The sequence below is a fragment of the Amycolatopsis sp. QT-25 genome (genome assembly GCF_029369745.1).
Lineage (GTDB): Bacteria > Actinomycetota > Actinomycetes > Mycobacteriales > Pseudonocardiaceae > Amycolatopsis.
The window spans coordinates 4,629,619-4,642,547 of record NZ_CP120210.1; the positions used below are offsets into that span (position 1 = coordinate 4,629,619).

Below are 12,929 nucleotides of genomic sequence, written 5' to 3' on the forward strand. Positions count from 1 at the left end.
ACCTAACCGGATGACACGGACGATCACGAAGCCGAAGTGACCCGATACACGTCGTAAACGCCCTCCACGCCCCGGACCACCTTCAGCACGTGGCCGAGGTGCTTCGGGTCGCCCATCTCGAACGAGAACCGGCTGACCGCGACCCGGTCGCGTGACGTCGTCACCGACGCGGACAGGATGTTGACCTTCTCGTCCGCGAGCACCTTGGTGACGTCCGAGAGCAGCCGGTGCCGGTCCAGCGCCTCGACCTGGATCGCGACCAGGAACACCGAAGACGCCGAAGGCGCCCATTCCACCTCGACCAGCCGTTCGGGCTGCGCGGTCAGGTCGTCGGCGTTGGTGCAATCCGTTCGGTGCACGCTGACACCGCCGCCGCGGGTGACGAAACCGAGGATCTCGTCGCCGGGCACCGGCGTGCAGCAACGGGCGAGTTTGGCCCAGACGTCGCTGGCACCCTTCACCACGACACCGACGTCGTTCGAGCCGCGGCGGCGGGTGACGGTGGACGGCGTCGCGCGCTCGGCGAGCTCCTCCTCCGCCTCGTCGACGCCGCCGATGAGCGCGACCAGACGCTGCACGACGTGCTTCGCGCTGGTGTGCCCCTCGCCGACGGCGGCGTAGAGCGAGCTGATGTCGGGATGCCGGAGTTCGGTGGCGACCGCGCCCATCGACTCGGCGGAGACCAGCCGCTGGATCGGGAGGCCGACCTTGCGGACCTCCTTGGTGATGGCCTCCTTGCCGCCTTCGATCGCCTCGTCGCGGCGTTCCTTGGCGAACCACTGCCGGATCTTCGCGCGGGCCTTGGGCGAGCCGGCGAACTGAAGCCAGTCACGGCTCGGCCCCGCCGTTTCGGCCTTCGAGGTGAAGATCTCGATGACCTCGCCGTTCTCCAGCTTGCGTTCGAGCGCGACGAGCCTGCCGTTGACGCGGGCGCCGATGCAGCGGTGCCCGACCTCGGTGTGCACGGCGTAGGCGAAGTCGACCGGCGTCGAATCGACCGGCAGCGTGATCACGTCACCCTTGGGCGTGAACACGAAGATCTCGCGCGACGCGAGCTCGTAGCGCAGTGACTCGAGGAAGTCGCCCGGGTCCGCGGCTTCACGCTGCCAGTCGAGGAGCTGGCGCATCCACGCCATCTCGTCGACGTCCACGGCGTTCCCGTTGTGGGTGCCCTTGGTCTCCTTGTACCGCCAGTGCGCGGCGATGCCGTACTCGGCGGTGCGGTGCATCTCGTAGGTGCGGATCTGGACTTCCAGCGGTTTGCCGTCCGGCCCGATCACCGTGGTGTGCAACGACTGGTAGACGCCGAACCGCGGCTGCGCGATGTAGTCCTTGAACCGGCCGGGGACCGGCTGCCACAGCGCGTGGACGACACCCATCGCGGCGTAGCAGTCGCGGACGTCCTCGACCAGGATCCGCACGCCCACCAGGTCGTGGATGTCGTCCAGGTCGCGCCCGCGGACGATCATCTTCTGGTGGATCGAGTAGTAGTGCTTCGGCCTGCCCTCGACCTTGGCGGTGATCCGCGAGCCTTCGAGGTTGCCGGTCAGTTCGGTGATCACCGAACGCAGGTACGTGTCGCGCGAAGGCGCGCGATCGGCGACCAGGCGGACGATCTCGTCGTACTTCTTCGGCTGCAGGATGGCGAACGCCAGATCCTCCAGCTCCCATTTGACCGTCGCCATGCCGAGCCGGTGCGCCAGCGGGGCGAGGACCTCGAGAGTTTCGCGCGCCTTGCGGGCCTGCTTCTCGGGCGGCAGGAAGCGCATCGTGCGCATGTTGTGCAGCCGGTCGGCCAGCTTGATGACCAGGACGCGCGGATCCCGCGCCATCGCGATGACCATCTTGCGGATGGTTTCGGCCTCGGCCGCCGTGCCGAGCTTGACCTTGTCCAATTTGGTGACGCCGTCGACGAGCTCGCCGACCTTCTCGCCGAAGTCCGCTTTCAGGCTCTCCAGCGAGTAGCCGGTGTCTTCGACGGTGTCGTGCAGCAGCGCGGCGACCAGCGTCGTGGTGTCCATGCCGAGTTCGGCGAGGATGGTCGCGACCGCGAGCGGATGCGTGATGTACGGGTCGCCGGACTTGCGCCGCTGCTCCCGATGGAGTTCTTCGGCGACGTCGTAGGCGCGCTGGAGCTGCGCGAGATCGGCGTTCGGATGCAGCTCGCGGTGGATGACGGCGAGCGGTTCGAGTACCTGCTTGACCGGCGCGGCGCGCTGCGCGGTGATCCGCCGGGCGAGCCGGGCACGGACGCGGCGCGTCGCGGACGGTGTCGGCGCGGCCCCCTGTCGCGTCGCACCGTTCTGCTCGGTGCCGTCCTTCGAGGACACCGCGGCATCGAGCTCTTGGCTCACCCGCACCTCCTGCGCTTCGTGCGGCCTTCGGACGTCAAGCGTAGCCGCTCCGCCTCGCGGCACACGGGGGATGCCCGCTCAACACACCCGGAGAGCCTCCACACGACGCCCGTCGAGCACGGAACGACCGCTGAGCGCGGCGAGTTCCATGACCACCGAAACCCCGGTGACCTGCGCCTTCGCCTCCTCCAGCAGTTCGCAGGTGGCCGCGACCGTGCCGCCGGTGGCGAGCACGTCGTCGAGGACCGCGACACGCTGACCGGGCGCGACGACACCTTCGGGGAGTTCGACGGCCGCGGTGCCGTACTCCAGCTTGTACCCGACCCGGCCCGCGACACGCGGCAGCTTGCCGGGCTTGCGAATCAAGGCGACACCGAGACCGCGGGAGTAGCCGACGGCGGCGGCGAGCAGGAACCCGCGCGCTTCCACTCCTGCCAGCAGGTCGGCGTCGGGATCGACGGTGGCGGCCAGCGCGTCGATGACGGCCTTGAAGCCCGCCGCGTCGGCGAACAGCGGACTCAGGTCCCGGAACAGCACGCCGGGTTCCGGGAAGTCCGGCACCTCGGCGATCAGGTCGAGTGCGTTGTCCAGCTCCATGTACTTCCCTGCTCTCGAACTCGCCTGTGTTCGTGACCGGTCGCTATGAAGGGACCTTTCCTTGCAAATTTTGCAAGGAAAGGTCCCTTCATAGCGCTTGAAAGCCGGTTCTACCGCTTGCGCTTGCCCGACGGACGGCCCTTGTGGGCCTTTTGGTTCCGGGCGGGGACACTCGCCGCGGCGGCGTACGCCTTCTCCTTGCGGAGCTCGGCGGCCAGGGAGTCCTCGTCGGCCGGGTCGAAGTCGTCATCGCGTTCGGCGGCGGCCTTGCGGGCCTGGTTCGCGCGTCGCGAGGCGACCCGATCGGCCTGCTGCCGGTACTTCGGGTCACGCATCTTGAAGTCGACCAGCAGCGGGGTCGCCAGCGCGACCGACGACAGCACGCCGACCACGGTGCCGGTGAGCTGCACGAGCGCGAGCTCCTGCAGGGTGCCGGAACCGAGCAGGAGGTAGCCGATCACCAGCAGCCCGAGGATCGGCAGCGCCGCGATCAACGAGGTGTTGAACGAACGCATCAGCGTCTGGTTCAACGCCAGGTTCGCCGCTTCCGCGTAGGTCCGGCGGGTCAGGCCGAGCAGGCCGCGGGTGTTCTCGCGGACCTTGTCGAACACCACCACCGTGTCGTACAGCGAGAACCCGAGGATGGTCAGCAGACCGATCACCGTCGCCGGCGTGACCTCGAAACCGATCAGCGAGTACACACCCGCCGTCACCACGATGTCGTTCAGCAGGGTGACCAGTGCCGCGGCCGCCATCCGGGGGTCGAAGTACAACGCCAGGAACAACGTGACCGCCAGCAGGAAGACCCCGAGCGCGATCAGCGCCTGCCGAGAGATCTCCCCGCCCCAGGACGCGCTCACCGCGCTGTCACTGATCGCCTGGACGCTGGGCTGGCCGGAGGTCCCGATGGGGCCCAGTTCCTGGAACAGGGCCTGCTTCACCTTGGCGACCTGGGCCGAGTCCAAGGTGTCCGACCGGAGCTGAATGGTGGACGAGACGCCGCTGCCGACCTTCTGTGCCTCGTCGGCGGGCTTGCCCAGCGCGGAGGCGAAGACCTCTTTGGCCCGCTCTTCGGTGATCTGCCCGCTCTTGCCGTTGGCGGGCATCTGAATCTGGGTGCCGCCTTCGAAGTCGATGCCGAAGTTGAACCCCTTGATCCCCATCGACGCGATGCACACCAGTACAAGCGCACCGAAGAAGAGATACCAGCGCTTGCGGGCGCCGACGACGTTGAAGACGCCGCTGCCCACGTACAGGCGGTGGAAGACGCTCTCGTGCTTGTTCTCGGTGGTGTTCTTCTCGTCGACCACGGTCACGCCTCCTTGACGTTCGGGCGACCGGTGGCGGGACGGGCCGCCTTGCGCTCCGAGCCCAGCTGCTGCACGGCGCCGAGGCCGAGGTTCTTGGGATTGGACAGGAACTTCGACTTCGACCGGGAGACCATCGCGACCAGCGGATGCGTCACGAGGTAGACCACGACGAGGTCGAGCACCGTCGACATGCCGAGGGTGAACGCGAAGCCCTTCACGTCACCGACGGCCAGCAGGTAGAGGACCGCCGCGGCGAGGAAGCTGACCGCGTCCGCCGCGAGAATCGTGCGCTGGGCCCGAGACCAGCCGCGCGGGACCGCGGATCGGAAGGATCTGCCTTCGCGGATTTCGTCCTTCAACCGTTCGAAGTAGATGACGAACGAGTCCGCGGTGATACCGATCGCGATGATCAGGCCCGCCACGCCCGCGAGGTCGAGGGTGTACCCGATCCACCGCCCCAGCAGCACCAGGACGCCGTACACGATCGCGAACGACAAACCGAGCGACAGAATCGTCAGCAGGCCGAGCAGCCGGTAATAGAACATGCAGTAGACGAACACGGCCAGCAGGCCGATACCGCCGGCGAGGAGGCCCGCCTGCAGCGACGCGAGACCCAGCGTCGCGGACACCGTGGTCGCGTCCGAGGACTCGAACGACAGCGGCAGCGAACCGTACTTCAGCACATCCGCCAGGTCCTTCGCCTCGGTCTGGCTGAATCGGCCGGTGATCTGCGTCTGACCGCCGAGGATCGCGGCCTGGATGGTCGGCGCGGAGACGACCTGCGTGTCGAGGACGAACGCGGCCTGCTTCTGGACGTTCTTCGAAGTGAAGTCGCCCCAGATCCGGGAACCTTCACCCTTGAAGTTCAGGTTGACGACCCACTGGGAGTTCTGGGTGTCGTAACCGGAAGAGGCGTCGGAGATCTCGGTTCCGGGGAGGAACTCCGGCTCCAGCAAGTACTTCATGGTGTTCTTGTCACCGCAGGCGACCAACGGTTTGTCGGTGAGGTCGTTACCGACCAGCGGGTCCGAGATCTTGGGGTCGCAGTTGAGCGCCGCGAAGGCCTTTTCGACCGCGGCGGCCTGCTTCGCCTGGTCCGTCGACAACAGATCGGGGTTCTGCCGGAGGCTCCGGGCCTCCTCGATCTCCTTCTTGGTCTTCTCGTCCGCGTTCTCGTCCGGTTGCTGCTGCGGCGGCGCGCCGACGGCGCCACCGCCGCCGTTGGCCGGGCTGCTCGGCGGAGCGCTCGCGCCGGGGGCACCCGACGACGTGGGCGGCGCCGAAGCGGGCGGGGCCGACGGCTGCGGGACCGGGGTCACCGGCTGCGACGTCACGACCTTCCGGAAGCCCAGCTTCGCGGTCTTGCCCAGGGACTTGGCCTGGTCGCCCTGCTCACCGGGGACGGTGATGACGACGTTGCTGCCGTCGAGGATGACCTCGGTGCCGCTGACGCCGATTCCGTTGACCCGGCGCTCGATGATCGAGCGGGCCTGTTCGAGGGACTCTCGCGGGGGGTCGCCGCCGTCGGGATTACGGGCGGTGAGGGTGACCCTCGTGCCGCCCTGCAGATCGATACCGAGCTTCGGCGTCGGCTTGCCGCTACCGGTGAAGAACACCAGGGCGTACAGCGCCACCACGATCAGGGCGAAGAAGGCGAGATAGCGTCCCGGGCGGAGATGCCCGGCCGGTGCGGCCACTGTGCTTCGGTCTCCTCGGACGGACTGGGTGTTCCCCAATGGACTTGGCTGTTCACGCACCGGACGGGAGTCCGGTGGTACCGCGAACCTGCCCCGACGACGGCGCCCGGTGAACGGGCACGACTATGACGGCGGACACGCACGCAGCACCGAGACACTACTCGGTGCTGCGTGAGCCCGGCGTTGGCCCCGCACCTACGAAAGTCTGGTGTCGGGGATGGCCTTACAACCGCTACTTCTTGCCGTGCTCCAGCGGAGGAGCGATCTGCGCGCCCGACTTCTCCTCGACGCGCTCGTCGTCCTTCGACTCGACGACCGGCTTCTCGACGACGGCTTCGTCGTCGATCGCGTCAGCGTCGTCTACGTCGGTCTCGACGACCGGCTCGACCTTCTCGCGGACGGCCTGACGCAGCCAGGTGGTCACGACACCGGGGGCGATCTCGAGGTCGATCGTGGTGTCGGCGGAAGCGTCGGCGACAGAGGCGTAGAGACCGGAGGTGGTCATCACCCGGTCACCGGGAGCCAGGCTCGAGAGCAGCTCCTGCTGCGCTGCCGCCGCCTTCTTCTGCTTACGGGTGCCCATGACGAGCGGAATCGCCACAACGAGCATCAGGAGCAGCGGCAGCAATAACTGGTTCATGATTCTCCATTTCGAGCGGACGCCGCGCGGTGCGCTGTTTTGTCCGGTTTGGCGGGGTGTGCTCTCTCCGAGTGTGCCAGGCGCCAGCGGAAACTCCACCACCACCCGTCGTCTCCACGGGCCCCTGGCCGCGTGGACGGCCCGGTCAGTCCTGGTCGAACAGGTTCGGTCCGCCCTGCTCGCCACGAGTGGCACCGGCCGGGGCCGGCAGGCCGAGGTGTTCCCAGGCGGCCGCTGTGGCGACCCGGCCGCGAGGAGTGCGGGCGAGCATACCGGCGCGGACCAGGTAAGGCTCACACACCTCTTCGACGGTGGTCGGTTCTTCCCCCACCGCGACGGCCAGGGTGGACACGCCGACCGGGCCGCCGCCGAAGGAGCGGACCAGCGCGGTCAGCACCGCGCGGTCGAGCCTGTCGAGACCGAGTTCGTCGACGTCGTAGACCTTCAGCGCGGCACGCGCGATCTTGCGCGTGACCTTGCCGTCGGCCCGGACCTCGGCGTAGTCGCGCACCCGGCGCAGGAGCCGGTTCGCGATACGAGGTGTGCCGCGGGAGCGCCGGGCGATCTCCGCGCAGCCGTCCCGGTCGATGTCGATGTCGAGGATCGTGGCGGCGCGGCGGGCGACGAGTTCCAGTTCGCTGTCGCTGTAGAACTCCATCTGCCCGGTGAAACCGAACCGGTCGCGCAGCGGGCCGGTCAGCGAACCGGACCTGGTCGTGGCTCCGACCAGGGTGAACGGCGCGATTTCCAGCGGGATGCTGGTGGCGCCGGGCCCCTTGCCGACGACGACGTCGACGCGGAAGTCCTCCATCGCGAGGTACAGCATCTCCTCGGCGGGGCGGGCGATGCGATGGATCTCGTCGATGAACAGGACGTCACCGGGCGCCAGGTTGGACAGCATCGCGGCCAGATCGCCCGCGCGTTCCAGCGCCGGTCCGGAGGTGATCCGGATGGCGGCGTCGAGTTCGGCGGCGACGATCATCGCCATACTCGTCTTGCCCAGTCCCGGCGGGCCGGAGAGCAGGACGTGATCCGGCGGGACCCCCCGGCGGCGCGCGCTTTCCAGAACGAGTTCGAGCTGTTCGCGCACCCGCGGCTGGCCGACGAACTCGTCCAGCTTGCGGGGGCGCAGCGTGGTCTCGACCTCGCGTTCGCCGGTCTGCGGCAACGCCGAAAGCGTCTCGTCGTCGGCGTCGAAATCCGTCACGGCTTCATAGTCCATGTGGCGCCGCTACCGCTTCCGCCCGAGGCCTGCCAACGCGGCGCGCAACACGGAAGCCGTCGTGTGGCCTTCGCCTTCGCCGAGCACCTTGTCGACGGCCAGTTCGGCCTGCTTGGCCGGGAAGCCGAGGCCGGCGAGCGCTTCGACGACCTCCCCTCGCAGCGCGCCGGGTGCGACCACCGCCGGTGTGCCGTCGGTCGGGCCGGCGAGCGCGGTGACCTTGTCGCGCAGTTCGAGGGTGAGCCGCTCGGCGCCCTTGCGGCCGATGCCGGGCACCTGGGTGAGCACGGTGATGTTGCCTTCGACCAGCGCGGAGCGCAGTTTGTCGGGATCGAGGACGGCCAGTGTGGCGAGCGCGAGGCGTGGCCCGATCCCGGAGACCGTCTGCAGCAGGCCGAACAGTTCGCGGGCGTCGGCGTCGGCGAAGCCGAACAGCGTCAAGGAATCCTCGCGGACCACGAGCGCGGTGTGCAGCCTCGCCTCCTCGCCGCGGCGCAGCGTCGCGAGGGTGGCGGGTGTGGCCTGCACGGCGAAGCCCACTCCCCCGACCTCGATCACGACGTGGTCGAGACCGATGGAGAGGATTTCACCGCGTACCGAGGAGATCATCGAGCCGCTCCCTGCGTTTTGGCTTGTCTGGCCGCGGCGGCGAGCCTGGCCTTGTGGTTCTTGGCGATCTCGGCGGCCCTGGCCTCGGCTTCGGCGAGCCGGACACGCATCGGTTCGCGCCACAGATGGCAGATGGCGAGCGCGAGCGCGTCCGCGGCGTCCGCCGGATGCGGTTTGACCTCGAGGCCGAGCAGCCGCATGACCATACCGGTGACCTGCGCCTTGTCCGCGCGGCCGGAGCCCGTGACGGCGGCCTTGACCTCACTCGGGGTGTGGAACACGACGGGCAGCCCCCGTTTGGCCGCGGCGAGCGCGACGACCCCGCCCGCCTGCGCGGTGCCCATCGCGGTGCGCACGTTGTGCTGCGCGAAAACGCGTTCCACCGCGATGGCGTCGGGCTGGTAGCGATCCATCCACCGCTCCGCGGCGTCGGAGATCCCCAGCAGGCGCACGGACAGCTCGGCGTCCGGCGGGGTGCGCACGACGTCCACGGCCACGGCGCGGACGGTGCGGCCCGTGCCGCCGTCGACCACTCCGAGCCCACACCTGGTCAAACCGGGGTCGACCCCGAGTACCCGCACGCGTTTCCCTCCGCCGCTCCAGCGAACATCAGTTCGAGGCTGAGGCTACCCGGAGCCGTGGGCGGGCAGGATGAGGACATGCCGAGCTTCGACGAGTTCACCGCTCATCTGGATCTCCAGCCGCTGCCCGTGGAAGGTGGCCGCTGGTCTCAGAGCTGGCGCGACGAAACCGCTTCCGCCATCTATTACCTGCTCGTTCCCCCGGAAACCTCGGCGCCGCACCGGCTGGACCGGCTGGAGATCTACGCCCACCATGCCGGAGCACCGGTGCGGATGCTGCTGCTGTTCCCGGACGGGCGGATCTCGCGGCCGGTGCTGGGGCCGGACGTCGCGGCCGGTCAGCGGCCGCAGGTGGGGGTGCCCGCCGGGGTCTGGCAGGCGTCGGTGAGCACCGGCGAGTGGAGCCTGGCCGGGACGGTGGTGGTGCCGCCCTACACGGACGACTGCGTCGAGTTTCGCTCCGCGGCGGCACTGGCCGCTGAATGGCCGGAGGCGACGGAGGATCTGGCGCCGTGGCTGGAGCTCGAGTGAGCCTGGGACTTGTGCGCCCTTGCCCGAGGTACATGAAGGCCCCTTCCTTGCGCCTAGCGCCGTGAAGGGGGCTTTCCTGTACTTCGGCCGTTTCCGTGAAGGCCTCCTTGAGGGACTCTGGGTCTCTTAAGGAGGCCTTCACGGATTTACGAACAGCACGCTCAGCAGCGGCTCAAGGACCGTCGACGCCCGGCGTCCAGCTCTCCGGGTCACCGGATTCGGTCAGCACCGGCTGGTATCGCGCGAAGCCCTCGGGCGCGTCCGGATGCCACGGGAAGTGCCCGTCCGGCGTGGCGACGATCATTTGCAGCGCCGGGAAATCCCCGTCCGGGTAGATCAGGAACGCGCTCCCGAAGTATTCGGGATAGTGCCCCTTCGCGACCCGTTCGAAGACCACCGGCGCGCCCTCGAAGAAATCGTCGTAGCGCCTGCCGACCTCGAAGATCTCACCGGCGGCCGCGCGGTCGACGTAGGCGTCGAGCAGGACGGGGCCCATGTGCTCGGGCAGTCCGATCACGACCGCTTCCGCGACGTTGTGCAACGCCCAGGCGCACGCGGTGAAGCAGAAGGCCGTTTCCTCCTCGTCGCCCTCGACCGCGACGACCGCGTTCCCTCTCGCCCTCGCCTGCGACTCGATCCACTGGAGGAGATCGGTTTCTTCGGCGGTGAGGGCGTCGGCTTCAGAGGTCGTCACGCGCGACATTGTGCCCCACGCGAGCGCTCACACCTAGTCCCGGGACCGATTCCCGCGGTACGACGGGAAAACCGATCAGCCGACCTCGGCCACGACCTCGTCCGACACACGGAATCCGACGCAGCGCGAACAACCGTCAACCAACCTCGGCCATGACCTCGTCTGATACGTCGAAGTTCGCGTACACGTTCTGCACGTCGTCACAATCCTCGAGCGCGTCGATGAGCTTGAAGACCTTCTTTGCGCCTTCGACGTCCAGCGGGACGCTGACCGACGGCAGAAATGTGAGGTCCGCGGACTCGTACTCGAAACCGGCCTCCTGCAAAGCTTTCCGGACCGGGACGAGGTCGGTGGCCTCGGCGACGATCTCGAAGTTCTCGTCGAGGTCGTTCACCTCTTCCGCGCCCGCGTCGAGCACGGCCATGAGGACGTCGTCCTCGCCGGCGTCACCTTTGGGCATGATCACGACGCCCTTGCGGTTGAACATGTAGGCGACCGAACCCGGGTCGGCGAGCGAGCCGTTGTTCCGGGTGAGCGCGGTCCGCACCTCCATGGCGGCACGGTTCTTGTTGTCGGTGAGGCATTCGATCAGCACGGCCACACCGTTCGGGCCGTAGCCTTCGTAGGTGATGGTCTGCCAGTCGGCGCCACCGGCCTCTTCACCGGCGCCGCGTTTGCGGGCGCGCTCGATGTTGTCCTGCGGGACCGAGTTCTTCTTGGCCTTCTGGATGGCGTCGTAGAGCGTCGGGTTGCCGTCCGGGTCGCCACCGCCGGTCCGGGCCGCCACCTCGATGTTCTTGATCAACCTGGCGAAGAGCTTGCCGCGCTTCGCGTCCAGGTTGGCCTTCTTGTGCTTCGTGGTGGCCCACTTGGAGTGGCCGCTCATCTCTCCTCCATCTACTCCCGTGCCCGCCGCTGAGCACAGTGTCGGTTTTGCTTAAGCCTGCCGCACGAGGTCGACGAACAGCCTGTGCACACGTTCGTCCCCGGTGAGTTCGGGGTGGAACGACGTGGCGAGTACCGCCCCCTGCCGGACCGCGACGATCCTAGCGGCCGCGTCGTGGAAGCCCGGCATTTCGGGGACACTGGCGAGTACCTCGACCCCGTCGCCCGCCTTTTCGACCCACGGGGCACGGATGAACACGGCGTGCACCGGTCCGCCGCCGACGCCGGTGAAGTCGAGGTCGGCTTCGAAGGAGTCCACCTGCCGCCCGAACGCGTTGCGCCGGACGACGACGTCGAGTCCGCCGAGTTGCCGCTGGTCAGGCCGCCCGTCGAGGGCTTGGCGGGCGAGCAGGATCATCCCGGCGCAGGAGCCGAACGCGGGCATGCCGTCCGCGATGCGCTCGCGCAGCGGCTCCAGCAGTTCGAAGGTTTCCAGCAGCCTCGACATGGTCGTCGATTCGCCGCCCGGCAGCACCAGACCGTCCACTTCGGACAGTTCGTTCGCGCGGCGGACCGGCAGCGCTCGCGCGCCGGCGCGTTCCACCATCGCCGCGTGCTCACGCACGTCGCCCTGCAGTGCGAGCACGCCGACCACCGGCCGTGCCCCCGTCGCGATCGCCACCCGACCTCCCGAAAGACCTTCCCCCCAGCTTAGGCGCCCCAGGGAACGGCCAGGTCAGGGGACCCCGGCCAGCCGCAGCAGGGCGGCGGTCGCGGCGGCCGCCACGACGACCAGCGCGAACGGCGCCTTGCGCCAGGCGAGCACACCGCCGACCAGGACCCCGGCGGGGCGGGCGTATCCGGCGAACTCGTGGCCTTCGGTGAGCGCGGCGACCGCGACCAGCGCGGCCAGCAGCACGACGGCCGAACGCGCCATCAGTTTTTCGGCCTTGGGCGACACGGTGAACCGCGCCTTCAGCACCGGCCCGGCGAATCGGAAGGCGAAGGTCCCGGCAGCGAGCACGCCGCCGGCGATGATCAGGTCCAGCGGGTCCATCAGTGCACTCCCTCGGGTTCGCGATCGGCGGGTTCCTTCGCGGCCACCCCGGCCAGCACGCCGACCAGTGCGAGCAACACCGGCAGCCCGGCGGGCAGGAACGGCGTCGTGCCCAGCGCGACGGCCACGCCGACGAGCACCGGCAGCCGGGCGGCACGATCACGCAGCGACGGCAGGACCAGCGCGAGCAGGACGGCCGGGAAGGCCGCGTCGAGGCCGAAGGCGTCGGTGTCGCTGATCGCGGTCCCGGCGTACGCCCCGGCGAGAACGCCGACGTTCCAGCACACGAACAACCCGATCCCGCACACCCAGTACGCCGCCCGGCGCCGCTGTTCGTCGCGCTGGGCCAGCGCGAACGCGACCGATTCGTCGATCATCAAATGACTGCCCACGATCCTCGACGACCACCGCTCGCCGAGGACGTCGCCGATCGCGAAGCCGAACGGCAGATGCCGCGCGTTGGCGAGCAGACCCGCCGCCACGGCCGCCACCGGGCTGCCGCCGGCGGCGATGATGCCGACGAACATGAACTGCGAGGCGCCTGCGAAGACCAGCACCGAAAGCAGCATCGGCGCCCAGATCGGGAAGCCGGAGCCCACCGCGATCGCACCGTAGGAGATGCCGACAATGGTGTCGGCGAGGCAGACCAGCCCGATGTCACGGAGAAGATCGCGCCCCAGGACACGAGTGGTTGTTCGCCATATCGAACGCATAGCGTCATACAATGAACGAACCCCCCGTGTTCGTCAAGG

The 12,929-nt window shown here is 68.7% G+C and carries 14 protein-coding genes; 1 reads left to right on the forward strand and 13 read right to left on the reverse strand.

Annotation, left to right across the window (positions count from 1 at the left end; translation table 11 throughout):
* Window positions 1-23: 23 nt before the first annotated feature.
* From P3102_RS21430 to ruvC, 8 genes are all read right to left on the reverse strand, one after another.
* Entirely contained in the window at window positions 24-2,354 is a 2,331-nt protein-coding gene (locus P3102_RS21430; protein WP_125796824.1) for a bifunctional (p)ppGpp synthetase/guanosine-3',5'-bis(diphosphate) 3'-pyrophosphohydrolase, read from the reverse strand.
* Window positions 2,355-2,432: 78 nt separating this feature from the next.
* Window positions 2,433-2,951, reverse strand: a complete 519-nt coding sequence (locus tag P3102_RS21435) for an adenine phosphoribosyltransferase (protein ID WP_276361185.1) — start codon at window positions 2,949-2,951, stop codon at window positions 2,433-2,435.
* Between the two features lie 110 nt (window positions 2,952-3,061).
* Window positions 3,062-4,267: a protein translocase subunit SecF gene (gene secF, locus P3102_RS21440; RefSeq protein ID WP_276361187.1), complete on the reverse strand. Its 1,206-nt coding sequence runs from the start codon at window positions 4,265-4,267 to the stop codon at window positions 3,062-3,064.
* On the reverse strand, window positions 4,264-5,958 hold the full coding sequence (secD, locus tag P3102_RS21445; RefSeq protein WP_276361189.1) for a protein translocase subunit SecD: 1,695 nt from the start codon (window positions 5,956-5,958) through the stop codon (window positions 4,264-4,266). The genes secF and secD overlap by 4 nt, the downstream gene beginning before the upstream one ends.
* Before the next feature lie 232 nt (window positions 5,959-6,190).
* Window positions 6,191-6,598, reverse strand: a complete 408-nt coding sequence (gene yajC, locus P3102_RS21450) for a preprotein translocase subunit YajC (protein WP_276361191.1) — start codon at window positions 6,596-6,598, stop codon at window positions 6,191-6,193.
* 145 nt (window positions 6,599-6,743) lie between these two features.
* Window positions 6,744-7,820, reverse strand: coding sequence for a Holliday junction branch migration DNA helicase RuvB (ruvB, locus tag P3102_RS21455; protein ID WP_276361193.1), 1,077 nt, complete (start codon window positions 7,818-7,820; stop codon window positions 6,744-6,746).
* Window positions 7,821-7,829: 9 nt separating this feature from the next.
* Entirely contained in the window at window positions 7,830-8,429 is a 600-nt protein-coding gene (ruvA, locus tag P3102_RS21460; RefSeq protein ID WP_276361195.1) for a Holliday junction branch migration protein RuvA, read from the reverse strand.
* A complete protein-coding gene (gene ruvC / locus P3102_RS21465; RefSeq protein WP_276361197.1) occupies window positions 8,426-9,010 on the reverse strand; it encodes a crossover junction endodeoxyribonuclease RuvC in 585 nt (194 codons plus the stop codon). The genes ruvA and ruvC overlap by 4 nt, the downstream gene beginning before the upstream one ends.
* A 78-nt stretch (window positions 9,011-9,088) precedes the next feature.
* On the opposite strand from ruvC, the gene P3102_RS21470 reads away from it, so the two are divergent.
* Complete coding sequence (locus P3102_RS21470) at window positions 9,089-9,541, forward strand: cupin domain-containing protein (RefSeq protein ID WP_276361199.1); 453 nt, start codon at window positions 9,089-9,091, stop codon at window positions 9,539-9,541.
* Between the two features lie 172 nt (window positions 9,542-9,713).
* On the opposite strand, the gene P3102_RS21475 is transcribed toward P3102_RS21470, so the two are convergent.
* The 5 genes from P3102_RS21475 to P3102_RS21495 form a co-directional block, all read right to left on the reverse strand.
* Window positions 9,714-10,244, reverse strand: a complete 531-nt coding sequence (locus P3102_RS21475) for a DUF4262 domain-containing protein (RefSeq protein WP_276361200.1) — start codon at window positions 10,242-10,244, stop codon at window positions 9,714-9,716.
* 127 nt (window positions 10,245-10,371) lie between these two features.
* Entirely contained in the window at window positions 10,372-11,121 is a 750-nt protein-coding gene (locus tag P3102_RS21480) for a YebC/PmpR family DNA-binding transcriptional regulator (protein WP_007034926.1), read from the reverse strand.
* Between the two features lie 51 nt (window positions 11,122-11,172).
* A complete protein-coding gene (pdxT, locus tag P3102_RS21485) occupies window positions 11,173-11,802 on the reverse strand; it encodes a pyridoxal 5'-phosphate synthase glutaminase subunit PdxT (protein WP_276361203.1) in 630 nt (209 codons plus the stop codon).
* Between the two features lie 54 nt (window positions 11,803-11,856).
* Window positions 11,857-12,177: an AzlD domain-containing protein gene (locus tag P3102_RS21490; protein ID WP_005159089.1), complete on the reverse strand. Its 321-nt coding sequence runs from the start codon at window positions 12,175-12,177 to the stop codon at window positions 11,857-11,859.
* A complete protein-coding gene (locus P3102_RS21495) occupies window positions 12,177-12,890 on the reverse strand; it encodes an AzlC family ABC transporter permease (RefSeq protein WP_276361205.1) in 714 nt (237 codons plus the stop codon). The genes P3102_RS21490 and P3102_RS21495 overlap by 1 nt, the downstream gene beginning before the upstream one ends.
* Window positions 12,891-12,929: the final 39 nt, after the last annotated feature.

Excerpts from the sequence above, each read along its gene's own strand:
- P3102_RS21435 (WP_276361185.1), bottom strand. The coding sequence starts at position 2,951 with ATGGAGCTGGACAACGCACTCGACCTGATCGCCGAGGTGCCGGACTTC.
- yajC (WP_276361191.1), bottom strand. The coding sequence starts at position 6,598 with ATGAACCAGTTATTGCTGCCGCTGCTCCTGATGCTCGTTGTGGCGATT.
- ruvB (WP_276361193.1), bottom strand. The coding sequence starts at position 7,820 with ATGGACTATGAAGCCGTGACGGATTTCGACGCCGACGACGAGACGCTT.
- ruvA (WP_276361195.1), bottom strand. The coding sequence starts at position 8,429 with ATGATCTCCTCGGTACGCGGTGAAATCCTCTCCATCGGTCTCGACCAC.
- P3102_RS21470 (WP_276361199.1), top strand. The coding sequence starts at position 9,089 with ATGCCGAGCTTCGACGAGTTCACCGCTCATCTGGATCTCCAGCCGCTG.
- P3102_RS21475 (WP_276361200.1), bottom strand. The coding sequence starts at position 10,244 with ATGTCGCGCGTGACGACCTCTGAAGCCGACGCCCTCACCGCCGAAGAA.
- P3102_RS21480 (WP_007034926.1), bottom strand. The coding sequence starts at position 11,121 with ATGAGCGGCCACTCCAAGTGGGCCACCACGAAGCACAAGAAGGCCAAC.
- P3102_RS21490 (WP_005159089.1), bottom strand. The coding sequence starts at position 12,177 with ATGGACCCGCTGGACCTGATCATCGCCGGCGGCGTGCTCGCTGCCGGG.
- P3102_RS21495 (WP_276361205.1), bottom strand. The coding sequence starts at position 12,890 with ATGCGTTCGATATGGCGAACAACCACTCGTGTCCTGGGGCGCGATCTT.